Here is a 24,876-nt window from a genome sequence, read left to right as displayed (position 1 = left end):
GCCGGGCAATCCGATCGCCCCATATGCTGGCTCCATAAGGCTTGCGAGCGAACCGGATGCTCGGCGAAACAAGGCCGGAGGCGAACGGAGCGAGGTAGGGCTCACCCGACGGATCGACCCTGAAGAGAACGTCCCATCGCACGGGATATCGGCACGGGACGTCCCTACCCCGTTTCGCCCCTGCCTTTCGCGTGGCGCCGACGGAGATCCGTCGTGCCGAGGGACGGCGATCTCCAGGCTTGCGTTTCACGACACACCCAGTCGACGCCCCCCCGGAAGGACTGATTTCGAAGGGGTGTCGGGACCGGCTTCCGAGGAAGCGGAGCGATCTTGGAAGCGAAACGGCCGAATCCAAAGGGCTCGCCACCCACCCAGCCGCCGATGCGGCGGGACCAAGCTCAACGAGACCAAGCATCAAATGACATGTTGACATGTTTTAGGCAAGTTGTTTAGCTTCCCGCGTTTGATCGATCCATTTCTCCACGTTCTGCGATGTTCCCCTCCCTCCGCCTCATGGCTGACGACCTGACAGGTGCTCTGGACAGCGCCGCGGCGTTCGCAAGCCCGTCGATGCCGGTTCCGGTCGGCTGGCGGAGCGCTCTGGCAGGTCGACCGGGGGCCCTCGCCCTCGACACCGGAACCCGCGAAGTCTCGGCGGCATCGGCGGCCGACATCGTTCGACGACTTGCAGGACCCTTCTTCTCGCAGTCCGACGCCCTCGCCTTCAAGAAGATCGACAGCCTCCTGCGCGGCTCGGAAGCCGAGGAGATCGACGCGATCCTACGCGAGCGGCCCTTCCGTCACTGCGTCGTCGCCCCCGCCTTCCCCGCGCAAGGCCGCCTGACGCGCGGCGGCCGGCAGGGTCTTAGCGGCCCGGACGGCGCGTTTGAACCGCTCGCCGGAGATCTGGGCGCGCGTCTCGAAGCGTTCGGACATCGCGTGCGCCGCACCGCGACCGGCGTGCCGATCGAACCCGGCATCACCCTTTTCGACGCCGAGACCGACGCCGATCTCGACGGCATCGTCGGCATCGATCTCGACGACGTGCTCTGGGTCGGCAGCGCGGGTCTTGCCGGCGCGCTGGCACGCCGCCGGGGCGCATCGCCCTCCGCCTCCGGCATCGATATCGCCGCTCCGCTTCTCGGGCTGTTCGGCACCGATCATCCGGTGATGCTCGGGCAGCTCGGCGCCGTCGCCGACCATCGCTTGGAACTCGGCGAGGAGGACCACGACGGGGTCGATGCGCTGGCGCGTCGCCTCGCCGAACGCGGCGCCGCCTTCGTCACCGTGGCGCTGCCGCCTGGTACGGATCGCGGAGCGGCGGCGCGTCGGATCGCTGAGCGGTTCGATGCCCTCGCCCTTCGCCTCGACGCCCCCGGAACCCTGGTCGTCGCGGGCGGGGAAACGCTGCGCTCGCTCTGCGAGGGACTGGGCGTCGATCGGCTGGACGTCGCGGGCGAGGTCGCGCCCGGCATCGCCCGCTCGCGCCTCGTCGGCGGGCGCTGGGACGGCACGCTCACCCTTTCCAAATCCGGTGCCTTCGGCGCGCCGGACTTCCTTCAAGGCCTTCTGGCGCCCGTATGCGGGCGCCCTTTCGGAGTTCGAGCCCCATGAAGCTTCCCCTTGCGATCACCATGGGCGATCCGGCCGGCATCGGCCCGGAGATCATCGTCAAGGCCTGCGCCAAGTTGCGGGACCGGATCGAGGCGGGGGACCTCAGCCTCGTGGTGATCGGCTCCAACGCCGCCCTCCAGAGCGCGGCGCACGCTTTGGGCGACCCGGTCGCCTTTGCCGAGGTCGAGGAGGACGCCGCCGACTGGCCGGCGCTCGCCTGCCTTCAGGCCGGCCCCGAAGGCGAGCCGATCCGACCGGGCATTCTGTCGGCGGATGCCGGGCGCTTCGCCTATCTGGCGGTGGAGCGCGGCGTGCGTCTGGCGCAGGGCGGGCGCGTCGGGGGCATCGTCACCGCTCCTCTCAACAAGGAAGCGCTCAACAAGGCCGGCTACCACTATGCCGGCCACACCGAGATGCTGGCCGAGCTCACCGGCTCGCGCGGCTCGGTGATGATGCTCGCCCATGACGGGATGCGCGTCAGCCACCTCACCACCCATGTCGCGCTCAAGGACGTCGCCGCGCGCCTGACGCCCGAGCGCCTGCGCTTCGTGATCGAGCGTACCGACGAGGCGCTCGGCGCGCTCGGCCTGCCCCGCCGGCGCATCGCGGTCGCCGCCCTCAACCCGCATGCGGGCGAAGGCGGCCTGTTCGGGCACGAGGACGACGCGGTGTCGGTGCCCACTGTCGCGAAGGCCGTGGCGGACGGGTTCGACGTGGTCGGCCCGATCCCCGGCGACACGGTGTTCGTCAAGCTGCGCGCCGGCCAGTACGACGCGGTGATCGCGATGTATCACGACCAGGGCCATGTGCCGGTCAAGCTTCTCGGCTTCCACGTCAACCCCGAGACCGGCACCTGGGACGCCCTGTCGGGCGTCAACATCACGCTCGGCCTGCCGATCGTGCGCACCTCGGTCGACCACGGCACCGCCTTCGACATCGCGGGCCAGGGCATTGCCAACGAGCTCAGCCTCATCGAGGCGATCGACTACGCCGAGCGCCTGGCCGGCGCCCGGGCGCTTTGAGGAGGATTGGGCAATGAACCTGCATCACACTCCGGCCGTGGAAACGACGACGCTCGCCGCCCCGATCGAGATCCAGCGCCCCGCCGTCATCCGCTTCGGATCGGGACAAGCGGCGACGATCGGCGAATGGGCGGCCGGGCGGGGCGTGCGGCGCATTCTCGTCGTCGCCGACGCCTTCAACGCGGCGCGCGTTTCCGCGCTCAACCTTTCCGGCGAGGTCACGGTGTTCGGCGAGGTGAGGCCCGAGCCGGACATTCCCAACCTCGAAGCCGCGCTGGCGATCGCCGAAGCGGTGAGGCCCGAACTCGTGATCGGCTTCGGCGGCGGCTCGGCCATGGATCTCGCCAAGCTCGTCGCGGTTCTGCCCGGCTCGGGGCAGACGCTCGCCGAAGTCGTCGGCCCCGAGAAGGTGCGCGCCAAGGGCGCCCTCCTCGCCCAGATCCCGACGACGGCGGGAACGGGCAGCGAGGCGGGCACCCGCGCCCTCGTGACCGACCCGGCCACGCAGAACAAGCTCGCCGTCCAAAGCCTCCACTGCCAGGCCGACATCGCGATCATCGACCCCGATCTGACGCTGACGCTGCCCGCCGGCGTCACCGCCGCCAGCGGCGTCGATGCCATGGCGCACTGCGTCGAGGCCTTCACGTCGAAGAAGGCCCATCCGCTCATCGACATGTACGCTCTGGAGGGTGTCCGGCTCGTCGGGCGCTTCCTCGCCCGCGCCATCGCCGACGGGTCCGACCTCGAAGCGCGCGCCGGCCTCTGCCTCGCCTCGCTCTATGGCGGCTTCTGCCTCGGCCCCGTCAACACCACGGCGGGCCATGCCGTCGCCTATCCGCTCGGCACGCGCCACCACATCGCCCACGGGGCGGCCAACGCCCTCGTCTTCCCCCATACGCTCGCCTTCAACGCGCCCGCGCGGCCCGAAAAGACCGCCGCCGTCCTCGATGCGCTCGGTCTCTCGGTCGGGCCCGGCGAGGGCGCGGCGTTCGACGCGGCCTATCGCTACTGCGCCGATCTCGGCTGCGAGATGCGCTTGTCGGCGCTCGGCGTGCCGGAGGACGACCTGCCCGCCATGGCCCGCGAGGCACATGCCATCCGCCGCCTTCTCGACAACAACCCGCGCGACATGACGCAGGACGACATCTCGGCGATCTACACCCGAGCCCTCTGATGGCTCCCTTGCCGACCGATCGCTTCCCGGGAGATTGCCCCATGACCAAAGACGCCTTCGTCGCCCTGGTGACGTGCTTTCGCGACGACGAGACCCTGGACTTCGAGGCGACGCGCCGCCAGGTCCGGCGTCAGGTCGAGGCCGGCAACAACATCATGTGCGCGGGCACCAACGGCGACTTCACGGCCCTCACCTTCGAAGAGAAGGTGCAGCTGACCGAGGCCGTCGTGGACGAGGTGGCGGGCGTGGCCAAGGTCATCGTCAATGCCGGTATGCCCGCCACCTTCGAGACGATGAAACTCGCACGCGAGTTCGATCGGATCGGCGTCGACGGCATCGCCGTAATCACCCCCTTCTTCATCCAGACGACGCAGGACGGGCTGATCCGCCACTTCTCCACCGTCGCCGACGGGGTGCAAACGCCGGTCTATCTATACGACATCCCGGCCCGCACCCAGAACCATATCGAGCCCGAAACCGCCGCCCGGCTCGCCGGCCACGGCAACATCGCCGGCATCAAGGATTCGGGCGGCGCGCAGGAAACGCTGGAAGCCTATCTCGGCGTCGGGCGCGAGCATCCGGGATTTGCCGTGTATTCCGGGCCCGATCACCTCGTCCACTGGTCGCTCCGAAACGGGGCGGCCGGCTGCATCTCCGGGCTCGGCAACGTCATGCCGGGCGTGCTCGCGGCCATCCTGTCCGCCTTCAACGCCGGCGACGAGGCGGAAGCGGCCCGCCAGCAGGCGATCTTCGGCAATTTCCGCAAGGACCTCTACGCGCTCGGCTACCCCCCCGCGCTGGTGAAGCGCGCGCTCTACCTGATGGACGCTTCCGTCGGCGCCAGCCGGCAGCCGGCGCTTCTTCCCGACGCGGCGCAGGACGAGAAGATCCGCGCGATCCTGCGAGCATACGAACTGGTCTGAGCGCACATCCGAAAAGTCTCGGGCGGAGGATCGGCGAGGGATTTTCGCCGCGGTCGAGGCGCCGAACGCAGTCGATGCCGGCGGCATCGGCGGCGAATCGGCAACGATGAGGCCGACGGAAAGACCCGACAAGCCGACCCGGCGGACTTTTCGGACGGACTTCTAGGGGGAAGGCCGTTCGGAAGCGGAGGGCGACGGCCAAGCCGTCGCCGATCCGCCTTTTCCTGCAGGACGGGCTTCTATTCCAGGAAGACCCGCGTCGTCGCGGCGCCGCCCGCCGCGTCCACCACCGAGATCTCCACGAAGCCCGGCTCGCGCGGGTGCCAGACGGCTTGGCGGCCAAACAAGCCGGTGAGCGCCGCCCGTCCGTCGACATACCAGGTAAAGGGCGGGCGACCGTTGCGAACCTTCAGGTCGAGATCGGCGCCTTGCCCTCCCGCCAGCCCGAGTTCGACGCGCGCGGCATTGGGCGGAAACACGATCTCGGGCGCGTCGGCCTTCGCCCGCCCGCCCTTGGCCGACAGGTGGCGCATGGCGGGCGGCAGGCGGGCGGCGCTGGCCATGATCCCCGGCGGCGGCCCCGGCAACCGGACGGCGGGCCCGATCCGCGCGAACACGTCGCGCATCACCGGCACCGCCGCATCCTGCCCGACGAGACCCGGCACCGGCGCCCCGTCCGGGCGCCCGAGCCAGACGCCGACCACGTGGCGCCCGTCGAAGGCCAGCGTCCAGGCATCGCGATAGCCGAAGGAGGTGCCGGTCTTGAAGGCGATCGTGCCGGGCGACCCCTTGGCGGTAGCGGGCGCGCCGGCCAGAATCGACGCGACGTACCACGCCGCCTGCTCCGACAGGATGCGCCGGCCGGGACCCGCCTGGAGGGCTGCCAGGGGATCGGCGTCGATGCGCAGCGGCTTGGCCATGCCGCCGTTGGCGATGCCGGCGTAGAGGCGAACGAGATCCTCCAGCGAGATGCCGAGGCCCCCGAGGCCGATCGCCAGGCCCGGCAGCGTGCGGCTGCCGAGCTCGAGCGTGGCGCCCGTCCTTCGGATGCGTTCAGTGAGGCGCGCCGGGCCGACGGCGGCCAGAAGCTCCACGGCCGGCAGGTTGCGCGACAGCTGCAGCGCCCGGCGCGCGGTCATCGTGCCCTCGAAGCGGCCGTCGAAATTGCCGGGCGTGTATCCGGCGAACGAGGTCGGGCGGTCGTCCATCAGGGATTCGGGATGGGCGACGCCCCGCTCGAAGGCGAGGCCGTAGATCATCGGCTTCAGCGTGGAGCCGGGCGAGCGTTCGGCTTTCGTCAGGTCCACATAGCCCTGCCGCCCGGCGTCGAAGAGGTCGGGCGAGCCGACCGTGGCCAGAATCTCGCCCGTCCGGTAGTCGGCGATGACGATGGCAAGGCTTTGGGGCCTGGGCAGCGTCGCCGCCTTTTCCCGCGCATAGGCTTCGAGGCGCGCCTGAAGCGCCGCGTCGATCGTCAGCCGCCGGGACGGCCGCCCGCTTCGCTCCCGAACCGTGCGCTCGCGTGCGTCGGCGGCGGCATGGGCTGCCAGCATCGGCATCTCCCGGCGCCGGGTCGGGATCGCCTCGCGCCGGGCGCGGGCCGCTTCTTCGGGCGCGAGCACGCCGATCGCCGCCATGCGATCGAGGACGCGGTCGCGCGCTAAGCGCGCGCGCTCGGGATGGAGATCGGGGCGCAGGCGCTCGGGCGATTGCGGGAGGGCGACGAGAAGCGCTGCCTCGCCGGCGGTGAGGCGCTTCGGCTCGTGGCCGAACCACACGAGGCTCGCCGCCCGCACGCCCTCGATATTGCCGCCATAGGGCGCGAGCGTCAGGTAGAGCGACAGGATCTCCGGCTTGGTGCGAGCCCGCTCCAGGGCGAGGGCGCCGAGGATCTGCTGGCCCTTGGCGCTGACGCTGCCGGTCGGCAGGCGCTGGAGAAGCCGCGCCACCTGCATGGTCAGCGTCGAGCCGCCCGACACCAGCCGGGCGTGGCGCAGCGAATCCCAGGCGGAACGTGCGAGCGCGGTCGGATCGATGCCCCCATGGGTTTCGAACCGCTTGTCCTCCCAGCCCTGCAGCATGCGCAGGAAGCGCGGATCGACATCCCCGACGCCCGCCGCCATGCGCCATCGCCCGTCCCCGGCGGCAAAGGCGCGCAGGAGCGTTCCGTCGCGCGCTTCTACGGCGAAGCCCGTTTCGGGCTCGCGCAGGGCCGCGACGCGCGCCTCGATGGCGCGCTCGGCCAGGGTCCCGCCGACCGCCGCCGTTCCGATCAGGACGCCTGCCACGGCCGCGAGCGTCCACCACCGGGCGCGGCCCATCGCAGCGCGTTTCCCGGTCAGCGCAGCGGACCGACGACCGACACGCGGCCCTCGTCGGTGCGCCCGCGCCGCTCGGGCCGGTACATGTCCTCCACCACTGCCGCCGGATGCACGAACTCGCCGGGCGACAGGGCGCGCACGATGTAGGCGAAGCGCATGGCGCTCGTCGAGTTCGCGGGCTTGTCCACCGCCACGACGAAGCGGTCGGCGCGGAACTCGGTATGGGCGGCCTCGCCCGTCAGCTCCAGGAAGTCCAGGGCGGCGACGTCGCCGCCCTTGAGAATCGCGGGATTGTCGATCGCGAGACCTGCGGGAAGCGGGTCGTCGATCATCAGGCGCGCGGCTTGCCCGTCCACCGGCTGGACGTCGAGAACGGCCACCAGCCGATCGCCCTGCGCGATCGTGGAAAGGTCGGCCGGCTCGCCATCCAGCGTGTAGTAGCTGCGAGCGATCTCGTAGCCCGAAACCTCGGCCGGCGGGGCGACGGTCGGCACACCGGCGACCGTGACGGCGACCGAGACCGGCGCCTCGCCGCGATTGGCGATGGTGAGACCGCCGGCGAGACGCCCGGAATCGAGCGTCTGCGAATACCCGCCCTCGTGCGCGGCGCCGTCGATCTCCAGCCTCGGCGGTTGGCTGGCGAGCGCCGCATGGGCGGCGAGAAGCGACCACACGTCCTCCTGCGTGGACGTGTAGCGCTTGTGATCGCGCGCCGCGCCGATCTGCGTGATCAGGGGCGTCAGGTCGACGCCTTCCACACCGGTTTCCAGCGCCAGCGTCGCCACCGCCGCCCCGTCGCGCAAGGGGGTGCCGTAGTCGCCGCGGTTGACGACGTCGCTGAAGGCCGCCGCATTCGCCGCCGCCTGACGCAGCAGCGAGCCGGCGCGCGAGGCGTCGCCGTAGAAGGACAGCGCCGCGCCGAGCTGGGCCTGGGCGAGCGGTGTCTTGAAGCCGGCGGCCGCGTTGTCGGCGGTGTAGCGCAGGTCGCCGATCGCCGCCCGGCCGTTGCGCGCCAGCACGTAGTAGGCATAGGCCGCCTGCGACCAGTCGGGCGCATCGGGAAGATAGGCGATCTGGTTGGCGAGATTGTCGAGCGCGAGGCTGAAAGCTTCGTCCGGCACCGGATGCCTGGTTTCCCGAGCTCTGGTCAGGAAGTCGGTGACATAGGCGTCGAGCCAGAGATCGCCGCCGCCCGGCGCCCACAGCCCGAAGCTGCCCGAGGAGCTCTGGTTGGCGAGAACGCCTCCAATCGCCGTCTGGATGCGCTCGGCGACGTCGCCGGTTCCCGGCAGGCCCGCCGCCAGCACCGTTTCGTCGAGATACAGAAGCGGCAGGGCGCGGCTCGTCAGCTGCTCCGTGCAGCCATAGGGGTAGAGATCGAGCGCGGCGACGACGCCCGCCACGTCGAACCCACCGAAGCGCGTCACCGACAAGGTGGCGCGGCCCGTTCCCGCCTGGAAGTCGGCGAGGACGTCGGGCCCGAGTTCGAGCGATTGGCCGGCCGCGATCTCGAAGCGGCTCTTCTTGACCTCGCGCGGCTGGATGGAGCGCACCGGCAGGGTGAAGCTCTTGGTGAGAACCTCGCCGCCGGGCGTGCGCAAAGCCAGCTCGATCGCCGCATCGCCGAGCGCGAGCGCCTCGACCGGCACGAGCAGGCGCGCCCGCCCGTTCGGCTCGAGCTGGAGATCGCTCTCAGTGTTCGCCTCGATGCGAAGCGCTCCTTCGCCGCCCGTCAGACTGAGATGGACGGTCCCCGCCGGCCCTTCCACGTGGTTGAGATCGATCTGGATGCGCGAATGGTCGCCGGGGCTGAGGAAGGTGGGCCGGCTCACCTGCGCCACCACGGGGTCGCGCACCAGGACGTCGGCATTCGCCTCGCCGACGCCGGTCTTCGACCAGGCGAGCGCCATCAGCTTCAAGGTGCCGTTGAAGTCGGGAACGTCGAGCGACACGCGCGCTTCACCGTCGGCATCCACCGTGACGATCCCGGAAAACAGGGACACGAGATCGTCCATCGGCGGCGGCCGCGAGCCGTCCGCGCCGGCGTCGCCACCGGAGCGCACCGAGCCCGGCGCGCCCTGCATCCGGTCGATCAGGCGCGAGTAGAGATCGCGGATCTCGACGCCGAGCCGGCGCTGGCCGAAGTAATGGTCCTTGGGCGAGGGCGGCGTGAAGCCGGTGATGTTGAGGATGCCCACATCCACCGCCGCCAGCGTGACAAAGGCGGTTTCTCCCGGCTGGACGTTGCCGAGGCGCACGGCCACATCGAGCGCGGTGCGCGGCGCGATGCGCTCGGGCGCCTCGATCGAGACGCCAAGCGCGCGCTCGCCCGGATCGACACCGGCATGGGCGAGCCCCAGCGCGCGGCCGGGCATGCGCTTCTCAGCCAGATCCATCGGGCGATACAGGACCGCCGCGACATAGGCGCTCGGCCCCCAGTCGCGCGTGACGGGGATCTCGATGTCGGCACCCTCCACCGGAATGTCGGCGGCCACCGTCGCGACCACGCGCTCGTCCATCACCAGGATCTCGGCCTTGCCGGCAAAGCGCGGCTCAACATGGACCACCGCCGTCTCGCCGACGCGGTAGCGCGGCTTGTCGAGCGACAGTTTCAGGATGTCGGGCGTTTCGGCCGAACTCGGCTGGACATACCAGCCGGCCTCGAAGGCGACGCTGGCGGGCAGCGTCTTGCCGCCGGGATCGTTGACGACAAGTTCGTAGGAACCCCATTCCACCGGCAGCGACAGCCGCGCCGGATCGGCGGAGCCCAGATCCACCCGGCCGCTCGCCACCCGCGCCCGGCGCTCCACCGGCTCGTAGTTCCAGCGCCCAGCCGAGGAATACCACTGGTAGTCGGTGGTGACCTTGTTCAGCACCCATTCGACGCCGGAGCGCTCCGTGCGCGCCCGGTCGGGGCCGACGGCGACGAGATCGAAGCCGCCCTGCCCGTTCTCCGGCACCGCCCCGTCGAACAGCGGGCGCACGCCGATGCGCGCCTGATCGCCCAGAAGCGGCCGCGTCTCCGACCGTTCTACCGGGCGCCCGCCGGCATCCGTCACCCGCATCTGGACGGAGGCCTGGAGCGGCCTGGTGGTCGCGGGAAGCTCGAGGGGTGCCAGCGCGACGAGCACCTTGCCCGCCTCGTCCGTGACGTCTCCGTCGAAGGGCAGGCGCGTCGGCGTCGGCGCATCGTCGGCGAGACCGAAGCGGTAGCCGGGATAGGCGGGGAGCCCATCGGCGACGCTCACGACCGTTTCGCCGGAGACTTCGAGACCGGCCGCCGGAGCGCCGAAGAGATAGCGCACGTCCACGTCGATCGGCGGCGGGGCGGCGGGGTCGATCGCCGCTTCGGGAAGCTTGAGATCGAAGTCGATCTTTTCCGGCTCGAAGTCCTCGACGCGCAGGCTCGTGGTCGTGAGCGCCGGCTCCTTCGGGTCGGTATGGAGGGCGACCGTCCAAAGGCCGCGCATCGCGCCAGCGGCGAGCGGCACGTCCCAGACGAGGCCGCCGGCGTCGCGCGCCTCGATCACCGCGCGCCGATCCTCGACGCCGTCCGGGCGCTTCAGGATCGCGGTCACTGTGAGATCGCCTGCTGCCTCCCCCCGCCCGTCGCGCAGGAGCCCGGTGAGATGAGCCGTCTCGCCCGTCCGGTAGATGCCGCGCTCAGGGGTCAGGAAGACGTCGAGCGCGCCCGCCGGCTCGCGCCCCTCCACGCCCCGGTCGGCGAGGTCGAAGGGCGAGGCGGTGAGGTCGAGGAAGGAAAAGTCTCCCGCTTCGCCGCTCGCCATCAGAAGCGCCGGCCGGTCGCCGCCCGTTCCCTTCAGGAGGCCGGGCGCGAGCCGGGCATGGCCGGCCGCGTCCGTCTCGACCGTGCCGAGGATCTCGTTGTTGACGGCGACGAGGTCGAGCTTGGCGCCCGCGATCGGCTCGGCGCTGCCGAGCGAGCGGGCGAAGACGTGGAAGCCGTCCGCGCCCGAAAAGCTCGTCAACCCGATATCGGTCAGGACGAACCACTGCGTCGCCGGCGTATCGTCGCCCGAGCGCGCATTCTTCGCCTTGGCCGACAGGATGTAGACGCCGGGCTGGCGCTCCTTCAGGATCTCGGCGACGGGAATGGCGGTCGTCACCTCCTCGTTGGCGGCGCGCTTCACATCGATGAAGCCGGACCACACCGCCTCGCCGTCGCTTTCCGACACCTCGTCGAGCTCGTAGGTTTCGAGCTGGCGCAGGAAGCGGCTGGCCCCCACGGTTCGGGCCAGCGCGCGGTCGCCGACGCGCAGGAGCCGCGCCTCGATCGTGTCCGTGTTGACGCTCGTCACCGGGATCGAGGCTTCGCCCCCCGCCGGCAGCACATAGGCGTTGCCCGACAGGCGCACGGAGGGGTCGCGGTCGCGCACGTAGACCGACACTTCGACGTTCTTCGCCAGGACCTCGCCGCTCGCCGCCGGAATGCCCTGGCGCGCCACCAGCCGGTAGCGCGCGCCGTGGGTGACGCCCTCGACGCAGAGCTGCGAGCCGCTGGCCGAGACGGGAAGCGCGCCGCCGCCGTCCACTTGGAGGAAGTCGCCCGCCGTTTCGCCGGCGGTGAAGGAGGGCTCGAGCGGCTCGGAGAAGTTCAGGCAGATACGCGGGGCGGCGGCGTTGTTGTCGACCGTGTTGTCGGTGATGCGAAAGCCGTGCTCGGCAACGGCCGCCTCCAAGCGCTTTCGCGCGTCGGGCCGCTCCGCGATCGCCAGCGCCGCGCGCCACGTGCGGATGGCCTGCCGCCAGTCGTCGTCGGCCGCAAATCCTTGCGCGACGAAATCCAGCGCCGCCGCCTTTTCGCGGTCCTCGCCCGCCGTCAGGTAGGCGTTGATCGCGGCCGGCTGGCGCACCTCGCGCGCCGCCTGCCGCGCTTGCCCGTCGTCCGAGGTGAAGAGGAGGCTGGATACGGAAAGGCCGAGCCAGGCGCGCGCCGATTGCCCGTCGCGCCGCAGCGCTTCGCGATAGGCGGTCATCGCCGAGCCGTAGTCGAAGCGCTCCAGCGCGGCGTCGGCGGCCGGCCACAGGGCCTCGCCGGCCGGGATCGACCGATCGCGCTCCTCCTCGGCCAGCGCCAGACGGAACTGGCGGGCGGCGTCGAGGCTTTCGCGCGGAAGAAGGGCGAGCTCGGCCATGCGTTCGCGCTCGCGCTCGGCGACGGCTTGTGGCGGGGCGGCGACAGCGATCCGACCGGACACGACGCCGGCCGCCGCGCGCAGCTCGCCGACGTCGTTCTTCAGGAAGCACCAGCCCTTGGCGGTGTTGAAGGTGAAGGCGCGGCACTGGTTGTCCGCCAGACACGCGGTCTCGCAGAGGTTCTGGTCGGCATCCTTCATGATGTCGTAGTCGTGGCCGTAATAGTCGGCGTCGGGCGCGGCGACGATCGTGCGCTCGCCTTCCTGCGCCGACGCGCCCCCGAGCGATGCGAGCGCGAGGGTCCAGCCGAAAGCCAAGCCCGCCAGAAGCCGAACGTTTCGCATCACACCCCTCCCCGATCCCTCAGCCGACCTTATGAGAGGATGCGGATGCGCCGCAAGCACCGGTTGATCCGTCCAGGCGTCTTTCGCCGGGCTGCCGGTTGCCCGTTCGAATCCTGGCAAGGCCTTGCTGCCCGCTTGGTGGATGGAGCGCCGAGGACGAGAGGCGCCAGAACGCCCGGCATTCTGGAAGCCCCCCGAACCGGGCGCGGGCTTGCGGTGGCGCGAAAGCGGCTGCTACCTCTTGGGTCCCCGTCGGCCGGACGCTTCCGGTCGATGGCGCTTTTCGCAAAGGCCAAGCGATGCCTTACGCCCATACGGTCGAGAACACCGTGTTCCGCTTCGCGACGCTGGCCGAGCTTCTCGCCAAGGCGAGCCCCGAGCGCTCGGGCGACCAGCTGGCGGGCATCGCGGCGGAAGGCCCGGTGGAGCGCCTTGCCGCGCAGATGGCGCTCGCCGATCTGCCCTTGCGGGCGTTTCTGGCCGAGGAACTGATCCCCGGCGAGGAGGACGAGGTGTCCGACCTCATCGAGCGTCAGTTCGACGAGAAAGCCTTCGCACCCGTATCGAGCCTGACGGTCGGAGCCTTGCGCGAATGGCTGCTTGCGGCCAAGGGGCCGGCCATCGCCGCGCTCGCCTATGGGCTGACGCCGGAAATGACGGCCGCCGTGTCCAAGCTCTGCCGCCTGCAGGATCTCGTCGCCATCGCCGCCCAGCGCCGCGTCGTCACGCGCTTCCGCTCCACGATCGGCCTTGGCGGACGGTTGTCCACGCGCAACCAGCCGAACCATCCGACCGACGACACGGCCGGCATCCTCGCCTCGGCGCTGGACGGGCTGCTTCTGGGCTCGGGCGACGCGGTGATCGGCGTCAACCCGGCGACCGACACGGTGGAGGACTACGTCCGCATCGTCCAGCTCCTGGACGAATTGCGCGAGCGTCTCGCCATTCCCACCCAGACCTGCTGCCTCGGCCATGTCACCGTGGCGCTGGAGGCGATGGCGAGCGGGGCGCCGGTCGATCTCGTGTTCCAGTCCGTCGCCGGCTCGGAAAAAGCCAACACCGGGTTCGGCGTCGATCTGGCTGTTCTGCGCGAGGCCCGGGATGCGGCCCGCGCGCTCAAGCGCTGCCCTGAGGACGGCCAGTTCATGTATTTCGAAACCGGCCAGGGCTCGGCGCTGTCGGCCGACGCCCATTTCGGGGTCGACCAGCAGACGATGGAAGCGCGCGCCTACGCCGTCGCGCGCGAGTTCGACCCGCTTCTCGTCAACACGGTGGTCGGCTTCATCGGCCCGGAATACCTCTTCGACGGAAAGCAGATCCTGCGCGCCGGGCTGGAGGACCATTTCTGCGGCAAGCTCCTCGGCCTGCCGATGGGGGTGGACGTCTGCTACACCAACCATGCCGACGCCGACGGCGACGACATGGACGCGCTTTTGATGCTTCTGGCGGCGGCCGGGGTCAACTTCGTGATCACCGTTCCAGGCGCCGACGACATCATGCTGAACTACCAGTCGCTGTCGCACCACGACGCCGCCTTCGCGAGGCAGACGCTGGGCCGTCGTCCGGCGCCCGAGTTCGAGCGATGGCTCATCGAGACCGGCATTCTCGACCCGGCCGGGCGGCTCGGCGCCCCGCCCCGGCTTCTGGCCGACTTCGCCGCCCGTCTCGGCCACCAGGCGCTGGCGCTGGGGGCGGCATGAGCGACCGGGACGACGGGGCGCCGCCCGAACGCATCGCCGCGCCCGACCTCCGGCGGCTGACGGCGGCGCGCGTCGCGCTCGGCCATGCCGGCGGCGGGGTGCCGACGGGGGCGCACCAGCGCTTCCTCCTCGACCATGCGCGGGCGCGCGAGGCGGTGTGGACCAAGGTCGACTGGCCGGCGGTCCGTGAGCTTCTGGAAGGAGGCGGGTTGACCGTCGCGGAGGCGGAAAGCCTCGTGCGCGATCGAGCCGAATACCTGCGCCGCCCCGATCTCGGCCGCCGTCTGTCGCCCGAGGCGAGCGCCCGCCTGTCCGAGGCCGCAGAAGCTCCGAGCGACCTGTGCATTGTGATCGCGGACGGGCTCTCGGCCACCGCCGTCACACTGAACGCCGGCCCGCTCGCCGCCCGCGTCTCGGCCATCGCGCAAGCGCGCGGCTGGCGCCTCGCCCCGGTGGTCCTGGCGCGGGAAGCGCGCGTCGCGCTCGGCGACGAGGCGGGGGCCGCCCTTCGTGCCCGGATCGCGCTGGTGCTGGTCGGCGAGCGGCCCGGCCTGTCGGCGGCCGATAGCCTCGGCGCCTATCTGACCTTCGATCCGAAGCCCGGCACGCCCGATTCGCGGCGCAACTGCATCTCCAACATCCGGGAAGGGGGTCTCTCCATCGAGCGCGCCGCGCGCCAGATCGAGGACCTCGGTGCGCGTATGCTGGAGGAGGGCCGCAGCGGCGTGGCGCTCGGGCGCGACGGGGGGCGCGCGATCGGGTCGCTGCCGGGCTGAGCGCGCGCGCCGGCAAGGCTGCGACGTTTTCGGGCACGGCACGAGCAAGAAGTCGAGCTTCCTGCTAGAGGGATGCTTCGCCTTGCGAACGATCACCCTTCAAGGACCGGTTTTCCCATGTCTCTTCCCGTCCGTCTCGTCCTCGCCCTCGTGGTCGCCCTCGCCGTCGGTTTCGGCTGGATGACGCTCGACAATCGGCGCGGCGCGGAATGGGTCGTGTCGCCGGAAGAGATCGCCGCCGCCAAGGCGGACGGCAAGATGGGCGTCGAGAACGACCGGGGCTCGGTGACGGTTCTGCCGATCCGCTCCGAAACCGCCGACGTCCTTCCCTTCAAGTGGGCGCTGGCCGGCGTCGCGGCGGGCGCCGTGGTGTTCGCCGCGACGCGCCGCCGTTCGGCCTGAGCGGTCAGTCCCCGTAGGGAATCCAGACGTTCTTCACCTGCACCGCCTGGATGAGGAAGATGCGGCCCTCGGCTGCTCGCGCATCGTACCAGTCGAGCGTCAGCCCGTCGTCGACGAGCGTGCGCTTGAGGTTTCCGATCGACAGGCGCTCGGCCGTGGCCGAAGCTTCCGCCGAGCCGAACACCCAGAGCGCGTCGAGATCGTCGTGGGCGGCGAGATCGCGGGTCAGCGCCTCGCGCGCGCCGGTGACGATGTTGACGACCCCGGCCGGCAGGTCGGACGTCTCGAACACCTGATAAAGGTCGGTCGCGCTCAACGGATGGCGCTCGCTCGGCACCGCCACCACGCGGTTGCCGGTGGCGACCAGCGGCGCGACGAGGCTGACGAAGGCGAGAAGCGGCGCCTCGTCCGGGCACACGACGCCGACCGTGCCGATCGGCTCGTGGAGCGCCAGCGCCACGCCGCGAAGCGGAGGCGAATGGATGGCCCCGTCGAACTTGTCGGCCCAGGCGCCGTAGGTGAAGAGGCGTTGCACCGCCGCCTCCACCTCGCGCTCGGCATCCCCCCGGCTCGCGCCCGTAGAATTGGCGATCCGCGCGGCGAACTCCGCTCCGCGCGCCGACAGGTTCTCGGCGAGATAGTAGAGGATCTGCGCTCTCGCATGCGTCGAGGCCCGCGCCCAGCCTTCGGCCTTGCGTGCGGCTTCCACCGCGTTGCGGATATCCTTGCGGTTGCCCTCGCCGACCTCGCCGACCATCGCGCCGGAGCTTGAGCGGATCACCCGCGAGCCGTTGCCGTCCGGCCGAGCCTGTTTGCCGCCGATGAAGAGCTTGGCCGTCCGGTCGAGCGCGACGGGGTCGAAGCCGCGCGGGGGCCGGGCGCCGGGCTCCGACGGCGCCGCGCTCTCACGCGGGGTCCGCTTCGCCCAGGCGTCGGGTTTCAGGTATTCGAGCGCACCCTCGCGCCCGCCCTCGCGGCCGAACCCGCTTTCGCGGTAACCGCCGAAGCCGACCGCCGCGTCGAAGAGGTTGGTGGCGTTGATCCAGACGACGCCCGCCTGGATCTTCGGCGCGATGTCGAGCGCCAAGCCCACCGTCTCGCTCCAGATGCTGGCAGCGAGGCCATAGCGCGAGTTGTTGGCCAGCATCACCGCCTCGTCGGGCGTGCGGAAGGTCATCGCGACGGCGACGGGGCCGAAGATTTCCTCGCGCGCCACGGTGGAGCTCGGATGAACGTTTGTGAGAAGCGTCGGCGGATAGAACGAGCCGCCGGCCGGCAGATCGGCCGGAGCCTGGATCAGCTTGGCGCCTTCCGCGACGCCTGCCGCCACCAATTCCTCGATGCGGCGAAGCTGCACGGGATCGACGATCGCGCCCATGTCGACCGCCTTGTCGAGCGGCGAGCCGACGCGCATCGTTCCCATGCGCCGTTCGAGACGGCGCAGGAATTCGGGCGCGATCCCTTCCTGCAGGAGAAGGCGCGAGCCGGCGCAGCAGACCTGCCCCTGGTTGAACCAGATGGCGTCGACCACGCCTTCCACCGCGCCGTCGAGATCGGCGTCATCGAAGACGATGAAGGGCGACTTGCCGCCGAGCTCCAGCGTCAGCTTCTTGCCGGAGCCGGCCGTCCTTTCGCGGATCTGGCGCCCGACCTCGGTCGAGCCGGTGAAGGCGATCTTGTCGATGCCGGGATGGTCGACGAGCGCCGCGCCCGTTTCGCCCGCGCCCGTGACGACGTTGAGAACGCCGTCCGGCAGGCCGGCTTCGCTGGCCAGCTCGGCGAAGAGCAGCGCGGTGAGCGAGGTGTATTCGGCCGGCTTCAGGACCACCGTGTTGCCGAGCGCCAGCGCCGGGGCGATCTTCCAGGCCAGCATCAGGAGCGGGAAGTTCCACGGGATGATCTGCCCGACGACGCCCAGCGGCGAGTAGCCGGCGAACTCGGTGTCCTGAAGCTGCGCCCAGCCGGCATGATGGTAGAAGTGGCGCGCGACGAGCGGCACGTCGAGATCGCGCGTTTCGCGGATCGGCTTGCCGTTGTCGATCGCCTCCAGAACGGCGAGAAGCCGCCCGTGCCGCTGCACCATCCGCGCCAGCGCATAGAGATGGCGCGCCCGCGCATGGCCACCGAGCGCCGCCCATCGGCCTTGCGCGCGGCGCGCGGCATCCACGGCCGCATCGACGTCGGCGGCCGTGCCGGATGCGAGCCGCGCCAGCGGTTGGCCCGTCGCGGGCTCGAAAGTCTGGAAGGTTTCACCCCCGAGACCTTCGCGGAACGCGCCGTCGATGAAGTGGCCGAAGCCGCCCTCGAAGCGCTTCAGCCAGTCGCGCGCCGCCCCGTCCGCTTCCGGGGCCGGGCCGTAGTCCATCGTGTCGAAATAGTGGGCCACGCTCATCGTCTCACCCTGCCGCGTGTCGGTGGAAGGCCGAATAGCGGCCGGTGACGTGATGCTCGAGCTGCCGCTCGATATCGGCGAGAAGGCTGGACGCGCCCACCCGGAAGAGGTCGGGCTCCAGCCAGCGTCGGCCGAGCTCTTCCTTCATCAGGAACTGGTAGGTGAGGATGTCTTTCGCCGCCGAGATGCCTCCGGCGGGCTTGTAGCCGACGGTGAACCCCGTCCGCTCGAAATACTCGCGGATCTGCCGCAGCATGACGAGCGTGACGAGCGGCGTCGCATTGACGCCCTCCTTGCCGGTCGAGGTCTTGATGAAGTCGGCGCCCGCCATCATGCAGACGAGCGAGGCCTTGGCGACGTTGCGCAGCGTCTTCAGGTCGCCCGTCGCCAGGATCGCCTTGACGTGGGCCGGCCCGCACGCCTTTCGGAAGTCGCGCATCTCCTGGTAGAGCGCCTGCCAGTTGCCGGTCAGGACGTGCTCGCGCGTGATCACGATGTCGATCTCGGCCGCCCCGTCGCGAACCGAGTCCTCGATCTCAGCGATCTTGACCTCGTGCGAGGAAAGACCCGCCGGAAAGCCGGTGGACACGGCCGCGACCGGGATGCCGCTCCCCACCAGAGCATCCACGGCCGCCGCCACGAAGCGGTGGTAGACGCAGATCGCTCCCGTGGTGATGCCATGACCTTCCATGCCCATGGCTTCGAGAAGATCGGGCCGGATCGGGGAGCGCGCCTTGGCGCAAAGGCGGCGCACGCGCCCTTCCGTGTCGTCGCCCGACAATGTCGTGAGGTCGATGCAGGTGACGGCCTTGAGAAGCCAGCCGGCCTGCGCGTCCTTTTTCACCGAGCGGCGCCCGGGCAGGGTTGCGACGCGGCGCTCGGCCGCCGACAGGTTCACCCGCGCTCCGGTCAGCCAGGCCTCGTCGAGCGGCATGCCCTCGTTGCGCGGCACGGCGCCCGATGGCGCGTCCCCCGGTTCGCGCGGCGCGGCGGCCATTGCATGGACCGACATCGGCTAGCCTCCTCCACCATCCGGTTTCGCAGGGCGAACACCGGATGTTACGATCGTATCATTTGTGAAATCCGTATCGAACGGAGGGCCGACTCGTCAAGCGGAGATCGTGCGCCCCTTTTGCGAGCGTGCTTCCACCCCGTCTTCCGAGACCCAGGCGTCGAACTCGCTCAAACCCGCGAAGAAGGCCGGGCGGACGCGGTCGAGCTTGGAGCGGTCGGCCACGAGATAGCGCCGCGTGGCCCCGGCCATGGCGCGCTTCTTGTAGCCGACCTCGTGAAAATGCGAGCAGCTGACGCCGCGCTCGGCATGGATGCCGCCGGCCGAAACGAAGGCGGCGTCGAGCCCGATCCGGCTCAGGCTCGCCAGGCTGTCCTCGCTGGAGAACGAATCCGACCCCGGCTGGTAGACGCCGCCGAGCAGCACGAGGCGCACCGCCGGCTTGGCCCGCAGGGGGTCGGCGACGTTGAGCGAGTAGCACACCACGGTGAGGGGAAGGTCGTCCGGGATCTGTTCGGCGAGATGCACCAGCGTCGTGCCGCAATCGACGAAGATCGTCTCGCCGGGATGGAGAAGTGCCAGCGCGTGGGTGCAGGCCTGGCGCTTGGCCCGCGCGTGGCTGTCGGCCTCGCTGGCCAGATCGTAGGCGGTGCCGCCTCCGCCGAGATCCGCCGCGTTGACGATATGGCCGCCGAGATAGGCGAAGCGGCCGGAATGGGCGGCGATATCGCGGCGCACCGTCATTTCCGAAACACCGAGAAGACCGGCCGCCTCGCGCAGATGCAGGACGCCGCGAGCCGCGATCGCCTGGCCGAGCGCATCGATGCGTTTCATCTGGGCTTTGGACATCGGCGGCGGCGAGCTCCAGATGAACGGGGAAGCGGTCTCGCGGATGAATCGGAGACGATCCCGGTTGCCCCGTTGTCGAATGTGATACTTGTCACATTCCCGGCCGACAGGCCAGACACTCGCAGCCCGCTTCCCTCAGCGCCCGTCGCGGATCGCTTTCGACACGGCGAGAACGAGACCGGAGGCGAGAACGCCGATCGCCACGCCCGCCGCCAGGTCGCCGGGATAGTGCTTGCCTCGCGGCACCTGGATCGCCGACACGCCGAGCGCCAGGGCGCAGGCCGGCAACGCCGCCGCCGGATGGCGCAGGGCGACGACGCCCGCCACGGCGACGGCGCCTGCCGTGTGGCCGGAAGGAAAGGACTGGTCGTCGCCGTTCCGGCTTGTCCCGAGCTCCATCTCGTAGCGCCCTTCCTCGACCGCCACTTTCGGCCTCGTCCGGTTGATCGCCCGTTTCAGGCAGCTCTTGGCGAAGGTCGCCAGCGCGTGCGCCCCCAGCATCTGCAGCCCGGTCGCGGCCAGACGCTCGTCCCGGCGCACGAGGCCGAGGAGAACGGTGAGGCCGCAGACCGAGGCGAGCTGCGGCTGGTCGGCGATCTCGCTCAGCCAGCCGAGGAAGCGCACGGCGGGGTGGTGTCGCGCCTCGGCCATCTCCTCGCCGATCGACCGGTCGATGGCTTCGAGATCGTTCGGCTGGGCGGGCGTGGGCTGAGACTGCGTCATGCCCCTTCTATGGCACCGAAACGGGGGGGACGGTAGGCGTCTACACGTACCCCGGTGCTCACCATTGCTTGTTGGAACCTGCCGTTTTCTTCTATGAGCCTTCCAACAGGGATTCGAGAACGCGGCGGGCCCAAAGCGTCGCCAAAACCGAGGCAGTGCGCACCATGCAGTCTCACGTGAACGCGATCAGGGGTCGCCGGTCGTGAATCCGGCCTTGAGCTTTCTGGACGGCGGGGGCGAGGCGTCGCGGATGATCCGCGAGCGGGACTGGTCGAACCATCCGCTGGGCCGGCCGGAAACCTGGTCGCCGGAACTGTGCGCCGCGCTCAGCCTCGTTCTCAATTCGCCCGAATCCATGATCCTGTCCTGGGGGCCGGAGCTCTCCTTCTTCTTCAACGAGACCTATTTCCCGCTTCTCGGCCCGCGCTTGCCCTGGGCGATGGGCGAGCGCTTCGACAAGGTTTGGGCGGACGGCTGGGACCAGGCGAGACCCATCATCGAGGCGGCCTTCGCAGGGGAAAGCCAGCGCTTCACCGACCTGCCCTGGAAGCTCGACACCGACCGGGGTTCACGCGACACCTGGTGGACCTTTTCCTATTCGCGGATCCTCGATGCGCGCGGCGCGGTCGCCGGCCTCTTCATCTTCACCAACGAGACCACGGGCCGGGTTCTCGGCGACCGGGCGCTGGCGCAGAGCCAGGACGAGCTCCGCGCCCTCAACGAGACGCTGGAGCGGCGCGTCGAGGAGCGCACGGCCGAGCGCGACCTGATGTGGGACACCTCGCCCGACCTGATCGTCGTGATCGACGGCGAGGGCGTCCTCCAGCGCGTCAACCCGGCCTGGACGCGGCTTCTGGGCTACGAGCCGCACGAGCTCGTCGGGCACCACGTCAACGAATTCGTCCTCGCCGGCGACCACCGCGAAACCGTGGCAGCCTACGAGCTGGCGGCCGGCGGCGGCTCGCCGCGCATCGTCAACCGCTTTCGGCACAAGACCGGGTCGGTGCGCTCGATCGCCTGGGTGGCCGCGCCCAACGGCGGCGTGACCTACGGGTTCGGACGCGACGTCACCGACGACGAGCGGCAGGCCGAGGCGCTGCGCCTCGCCGAGGAGGCGCTGCGCCAGTCCCAGAAGATGGAGGCCGTCGGACAGCTGACGGGCGGCATCGCCCACGACTTCAACAACCTGCTCGCCGGCATCTCGGGAAGCCTCGAAATGATCCAGGCGCGGATCGAGCAAGGTCGTTCGGGCGAGATCGAGCCCTACATGACGGGCGCGCAAGGCGCCGCCCGGCGCGCGGCGGCCCTGACGCATCGCCTTCTCGCCTTTTCGCGCCGCCAGACCCTGGAGCCGAAGGCGACCGACATCGACCGCCTCGTGGCCGGCATGGAGGATCTGGTGCGCCGCACGGTCGGGCCGCAGATAGCGCTCGCCTTCCACGGAACGGACGACATCTGGCCGACCCTCGTCGATCCCAACCAGCTGGAGAACGCCCTTCTCAACCTGTGCATCAACGCGCGCGACGCCATGCCGGAGGGCGGCGCGATCACGATCCGGACCGCCAACCGCCGGATCGACGACGGCGCCGGCTCGGCGGGCGACATGCCGGCCGGGGACTACGTGTCGCTATCCGTATCCGACACCGGCACCGGCATGGCGCCGGACGTCCTTGCGCGCGCCTTCGAGCCCTTCTTTACCACCAAGCCGCTCGGGCTCGGCACCGGGCTCGGCCTGTCCATGATCTACGGCTTCGCCCACCAGTCGGGCGGACAGGTGCGCATCGATTCCGCTGTGGGGCGCGGCACCACGGCCACCATCTTCCTGCCCCGGCATGGAGTGGCCGAGGCTGCAGCGCCCGCCGCGCCGATCGAGACCGCCGACCACCGGGCGCGGGAAGGCGAGAGCGTTCTCGTGATCGACGACGAGGCGCTGGTGCGCATGCTGGTGGTGGATGTTTTGGAGGACCTCGGGTACCGGGCGCTGGAAGCCGCCGACGGGCCGGAGGCGATGGGAATCGTTCGCTCGGGCGCGCGCATCGACCTCCTGATCACGGATGTCGGCCTGCCGGGCGGCATGAACGGGCGGCAGGTGGCCGATGCGGCGCGCGAGCTGCGCCCCGGCCTGAAGGTCATCTTCGTGACCGGCTATGCCGAAACCGCCATCCTCGGCGACGGGCATCCGGAGCCCGGCATGCACGTGGTCACCAAGCCGTTCGAGATGGCGACGCTATCGAGGCGCATCGCGGAGCTGATGGCAGCCTGATTCCGCCCACCACAACTCGCGATATCAGTTTACTCGCGCTTGCCGCGAGTGCTACCCAAGAGGGCGAGCGGGCAAGGGAGGTGTCGGTGGCTTCGCTGATCGGAAGCATCCTGGGACTTGTTCTGGGAGCGGCGCTTCTGGGCGCCTTGATCGCCTGGCTTCTTCGCCGGATCGCGGCCCTTTCGAGCGTCCGCTCCCAGGCCATCGGGGTTGCGATCGCGACGCTCCTCTACGCCTTGCTCTCGCCTGGCCTGCCGGATCCGGCGGGTTCGCTCGCCGCCCGAACCCTCGTCGCGATCCTGGGCGGCCTTGCGGCGTTCGGCCTTGTCCGAGCGACCTCGCGCGCAAGAGCCTGAAAGACGTTCGCCGGGAGTTTTTCCAAAATCCGCATCCTCCTCGTCAATCCGCCCTACCTCTCGCTCACCTCGCGCGGCGTCGGGCACCAGATTCCCTTCGGCCTCCTGTGCCTCGGCGGCCCCTTGATCGACGCCGGCCACGAGGTCCGCCTCCTGGATGCCGAACGCGGCCATCTTTCGCCCGAGGAGATCGAGCGGGCGATCGCCGACTTCGCGCCGGGCGTCGTGATGACGGGACACGCCGGCTCGACGCCCGCCCACCCCGCCTCGCTCGAGGTCATGCGCGCGGCCAAGCGAGCGTTGCCGGAGGTCGTCACCGTTTATGGCGGCGTTTATCCGACCTATCACGCCGAGGACGTCCTTGCCGAGGAACCGGCGGTCGATATCGTGGTGCGCGGCGAAGGCGAGGCCGTGGCATCGGCGCTGGTGGAAGCCCTGTTGGAGGGCGCGCCGCTTGCCGGCGTTTCCGGCATCACCTTCCGCGGCGAAGGCGGCCGCATCCAAACCAACGCGCCGGCACCCATGCTGCGCCGCCTCGACGAATGGCGCGTCGGCTGGGAGCTGATCGAGAACTGGGACCTCTACCAGTGCTTCGGGCTCGGGCGCGCGGCCATCGTCCAGTTCTCGCGCGGCTGCCCGCATTCCTGCGCCTATTGCGGCCAGTACCAGTTCTGGACGAAGTGGCGCTACCGCGACCCGCGAGCGGTCGCCGCCGAGATCGCCTCCCTCCACCGCAACCACGGCGTCCGTTTCGTGGATCTGGCGGACGAGAACCCGACCTCCTCCAAGCGCCTGTGGCGCGAGTTCCTCCAGGCGATGGCGGACGAGAACGTGCCCGTGCGCCTGTTCGCCACGATCCGCGCCACCGACATCGTGCGCGACGCCGACCTCCTGCCCCTGATGAAGCGCGCCGGCATGATCTGCGTCCTCATGGGGATTGAGACCACCGATCCCGCAACGCTCCGGGCCATCCGCAAAGGCTCCACCACGATGGAGGACCAGCGCGCGGTGGCGCTCCTGCGCGAGCACGGCATCCTGTCCATGCTCGGCCATATCGTCGGCTTCGAGGAGGAGCGCTTTGCCGACTACGCCCGCGCCATCCGTCAGGTCTCGCTCTACGATCCCGATCTCCTGAACGCGATGTATGTCACGCCCCATCGCTGGTCGGACTGGACGGCGGACAACGAGCGGCGCGTCGTGATCCAGCGCGATCTCGCCAAATGGGACTATCGCAACCAGTTGCTCGCCTCGCGCCACCTGTCGGCCTCAGCGATCTTCTGCCTGGTGAAGCTGATGGAGCTGGCCGTTCACGCGCGTCCCCGTGCGCTCGCGCGCGCTCTCGCCCATCCCGACCGGGAGCTTCGTGCCCACCTGCGCTGGTGCTTCCGCTTCTCGTTCCGGGTTTGGCGGGCCGAGGTCGCCGAATTCTGGCGCTCGCCCCCGGACGAAGCGTCGACGCTGACGCTCGGACAATGGTTCGGGCGGCGCTGAGAAAACACCGTAAGAGGCTACCGAAGAGGCACCGACACTCCATGACGAACCGAATCCGCCTCGCCGCCCTCGCCATCGCCCTTGCGGTTGGACCGGCCGTCGCATCGAGCCCGGATGCATGGGCCGAGTTCGACGCCCGCGTCGAGAAGGCCTGCCTTGCCGCCAGCGGTTTGCGCAACGCCCGCCCGTCCCGGATCGTCGGGTTCGACGACCGCGTGGGCGTGGTCGCCATGCTGGTATCGGACCGAACGCGGGGCTCGGCGCGTGCGGTGCTCTGTCTCTACGACAAGAAGACGCGCAAAGCCCATGTCGACGATGCCGAAATGTGGTCGGCGCCGCCCTCCGGACGCTGACGGG

17 protein-coding genes are annotated in these 24,876 nt (G+C 70.2%); 11 read left to right on the top strand and 6 right to left on the bottom strand.

Going from position 1 to position 24,876, the window contains the following annotated elements; translation table 11 throughout:
• Positions 1-492: 492 nt before the first annotated feature.
• Genes H7A85_RS01120 through H7A85_RS01105 form a run of 4 tightly spaced genes read left to right on the top strand, consistent with a single transcriptional unit; the run spans position 493 to position 4,733 of the window.
• A complete protein-coding gene (locus H7A85_RS01120; RefSeq protein ID WP_182084042.1) occupies positions 493-1,614 on the top strand; it encodes a four-carbon acid sugar kinase family protein in 1,122 nt (373 codons plus the stop codon).
• On the top strand, positions 1,611-2,636 hold the full coding sequence (gene pdxA / locus H7A85_RS01115) for a 4-hydroxythreonine-4-phosphate dehydrogenase PdxA (protein WP_182084041.1): 1,026 nt from the start codon (positions 1,611-1,613) through the stop codon (positions 2,634-2,636). Before H7A85_RS01120 ends, pdxA begins: the two co-directional genes overlap by 4 nt.
• Positions 2,637-2,649: 13 nt before the next feature.
• Complete coding sequence (locus H7A85_RS01110) at positions 2,650-3,810, top strand: iron-containing alcohol dehydrogenase (protein ID WP_182084040.1); 1,161 nt, start codon at positions 2,650-2,652, stop codon at positions 3,808-3,810.
• A gap of 41 nt (positions 3,811-3,851) precedes the next feature.
• Positions 3,852-4,733: a dihydrodipicolinate synthase family protein gene (locus H7A85_RS01105; RefSeq protein WP_182084039.1), complete on the top strand. Its 882-nt coding sequence runs from the start codon at positions 3,852-3,854 to the stop codon at positions 4,731-4,733.
• A gap of 239 nt (positions 4,734-4,972) precedes the next feature.
• Here the strand turns inward: H7A85_RS01105 and pbpC are convergent, their stop codons facing one another.
• Both pbpC and H7A85_RS01095 read right to left on the bottom strand, forming a co-directional pair.
• Entirely contained in the window at positions 4,973-7,054 is a 2,082-nt protein-coding gene (gene pbpC, locus H7A85_RS01100) for a penicillin-binding protein 1C (RefSeq protein WP_182084038.1), read from the bottom strand.
• A 17-nt stretch (positions 7,055-7,071) separates the two neighbouring features.
• Positions 7,072-12,555 carry an alpha-2-macroglobulin family protein gene (locus H7A85_RS01095; RefSeq protein WP_182084037.1) on the bottom strand — a complete coding sequence of 1,828 codons (5,484 nt, stop codon included), beginning with the start codon at positions 12,553-12,555 and terminating at the stop codon, positions 7,072-7,074.
• A gap of 299 nt (positions 12,556-12,854) precedes the next feature.
• Here H7A85_RS01095 and H7A85_RS01090 point away from each other — a divergent pair, with 299 nt between their 5' ends.
• From H7A85_RS01090 to H7A85_RS01080, 3 genes are all read left to right on the top strand, one after another.
• Positions 12,855-14,255 (top strand): ethanolamine ammonia-lyase subunit EutB, encoded by a 1,401-nt coding sequence (locus tag H7A85_RS01090; protein WP_182084036.1) that lies wholly within the window; start codon positions 12,855-12,857, stop codon positions 14,253-14,255.
• Positions 14,252-15,031 carry an ethanolamine ammonia-lyase subunit EutC gene (gene eutC / locus H7A85_RS01085; protein ID WP_182084035.1) on the top strand — a complete coding sequence of 260 codons (780 nt, stop codon included), beginning with the start codon at positions 14,252-14,254 and terminating at the stop codon, positions 15,029-15,031. The genes H7A85_RS01090 and eutC overlap by 4 nt, the downstream gene beginning before the upstream one ends.
• A 117-nt stretch (positions 15,032-15,148) precedes the next feature.
• Positions 15,149-15,433, top strand: a complete 285-nt coding sequence (locus tag H7A85_RS01080; RefSeq protein ID WP_182084034.1) for a hypothetical protein — start codon at positions 15,149-15,151, stop codon at positions 15,431-15,433.
• 4 nt (positions 15,434-15,437) lie between these two features.
• Here the strand turns inward: H7A85_RS01080 and H7A85_RS01075 are convergent, their stop codons facing one another.
• The 4 genes from H7A85_RS01075 to H7A85_RS01060 form a co-directional block, all read right to left on the bottom strand.
• Positions 15,438-17,825, bottom strand: coding sequence for an aldehyde dehydrogenase family protein (locus H7A85_RS01075; RefSeq protein ID WP_182084033.1), 2,388 nt, complete (start codon positions 17,823-17,825; stop codon positions 15,438-15,440).
• Positions 17,826-17,829: 4 nt separating this feature from the next.
• Complete coding sequence (deoC, locus tag H7A85_RS01070) at positions 17,830-18,822, bottom strand: deoxyribose-phosphate aldolase (protein WP_182084468.1); 993 nt, start codon at positions 18,820-18,822, stop codon at positions 17,830-17,832.
• Positions 18,823-18,933: 111 nt separating this feature from the next.
• Complete coding sequence (locus tag H7A85_RS01065) at positions 18,934-19,671, bottom strand: DeoR/GlpR family DNA-binding transcription regulator (protein ID WP_244630870.1); 738 nt, start codon at positions 19,669-19,671, stop codon at positions 18,934-18,936.
• A 150-nt stretch (positions 19,672-19,821) separates the two neighbouring features.
• Positions 19,822-20,409 (bottom strand): phosphatase PAP2 family protein, encoded by a 588-nt coding sequence (locus H7A85_RS01060; protein ID WP_182084031.1) that lies wholly within the window; start codon positions 20,407-20,409, stop codon positions 19,822-19,824.
• A 250-nt stretch (positions 20,410-20,659) separates the two neighbouring features.
• Here H7A85_RS01060 and H7A85_RS01055 point away from each other — a divergent pair, with 250 nt between their 5' ends.
• From H7A85_RS01055 to H7A85_RS01040, 4 genes are all read left to right on the top strand, one after another.
• Positions 20,660-22,672 (top strand): PAS domain-containing sensor histidine kinase, encoded by a 2,013-nt coding sequence (locus H7A85_RS01055; RefSeq protein ID WP_182084467.1) that lies wholly within the window; start codon positions 20,660-20,662, stop codon positions 22,670-22,672.
• Positions 22,673-22,758: 86 nt separating this feature from the next.
• Positions 22,759-23,028, top strand: a complete 270-nt coding sequence (locus tag H7A85_RS01050) for a hypothetical protein (RefSeq protein ID WP_182084030.1) — start codon at positions 22,759-22,761, stop codon at positions 23,026-23,028.
• A 27-nt stretch (positions 23,029-23,055) separates the two neighbouring features.
• On the top strand, positions 23,056-24,519 hold the full coding sequence (locus H7A85_RS01045) for a radical SAM protein (RefSeq protein WP_182084466.1): 1,464 nt from the start codon (positions 23,056-23,058) through the stop codon (positions 24,517-24,519).
• Between the two features lie 41 nt (positions 24,520-24,560).
• Entirely contained in the window at positions 24,561-24,872 is a 312-nt protein-coding gene (locus tag H7A85_RS01040) for a hypothetical protein (RefSeq protein WP_182084029.1), read from the top strand.
• Positions 24,873-24,876 lie beyond the last annotated feature (4 nt).

The sequence above is a fragment of the Aureimonas sp. ME7 genome (assembly GCF_903970965.1).
In the GTDB taxonomy this organism is placed as follows: Bacteria; Pseudomonadota; Alphaproteobacteria; order Rhizobiales; family Rhizobiaceae; genus Aureimonas.
Note: the sequence above shows the minus strand (reverse complement) of the source record. Positions and strands in the feature narration are given on the sequence as shown.

Bases quoted from the DNA above. Each gene is read 5' to 3' on its own strand.
- H7A85_RS01120 (WP_182084042.1), top strand. From the start codon at position 493: ATGTTCCCCTCCCTCCGCCTCATGGCTGACGACCTGACAGGTGCTCTG.
- pdxA (WP_182084041.1), top strand. From the start codon at position 1,611: ATGAAGCTTCCCCTTGCGATCACCATGGGCGATCCGGCCGGCATCGGC.
- H7A85_RS01110 (WP_182084040.1), top strand. From the start codon at position 2,650: ATGAACCTGCATCACACTCCGGCCGTGGAAACGACGACGCTCGCCGCC.
- H7A85_RS01105 (WP_182084039.1), top strand. From the start codon at position 3,852: ATGACCAAAGACGCCTTCGTCGCCCTGGTGACGTGCTTTCGCGACGAC.
- pbpC (WP_182084038.1), bottom strand. From the start codon at position 7,054: ATGGGCCGCGCCCGGTGGTGGACGCTCGCGGCCGTGGCAGGCGTCCTG.
- H7A85_RS01095 (WP_182084037.1), bottom strand. From the start codon at position 12,555: ATGCGAAACGTTCGGCTTCTGGCGGGCTTGGCTTTCGGCTGGACCCTC.
- H7A85_RS01090 (WP_182084036.1), top strand. From the start codon at position 12,855: ATGCCTTACGCCCATACGGTCGAGAACACCGTGTTCCGCTTCGCGACG.
- eutC (WP_182084035.1), top strand. From the start codon at position 14,252: ATGAGCGACCGGGACGACGGGGCGCCGCCCGAACGCATCGCCGCGCCC.
- H7A85_RS01080 (WP_182084034.1), top strand. From the start codon at position 15,149: ATGTCTCTTCCCGTCCGTCTCGTCCTCGCCCTCGTGGTCGCCCTCGCC.
- H7A85_RS01075 (WP_182084033.1), bottom strand. From the start codon at position 17,825: ATGAGCGTGGCCCACTATTTCGACACGATGGACTACGGCCCGGCCCCG.
- deoC (WP_182084468.1), bottom strand. From the start codon at position 18,822: ATGGCCGCCGCGCCGCGCGAACCGGGGGACGCGCCATCGGGCGCCGTG.
- H7A85_RS01065 (WP_244630870.1), bottom strand. From the start codon at position 19,671: ATGAAACGCATCGATGCGCTCGGCCAGGCGATCGCGGCTCGCGGCGTC.
- H7A85_RS01060 (WP_182084031.1), bottom strand. From the start codon at position 20,409: ATGACGCAGTCTCAGCCCACGCCCGCCCAGCCGAACGATCTCGAAGCC.
- H7A85_RS01055 (WP_182084467.1), top strand. From the start codon at position 20,660: ATGATCCGCGAGCGGGACTGGTCGAACCATCCGCTGGGCCGGCCGGAA.
- H7A85_RS01040 (WP_182084029.1), top strand. From the start codon at position 24,561: ATGACGAACCGAATCCGCCTCGCCGCCCTCGCCATCGCCCTTGCGGTT.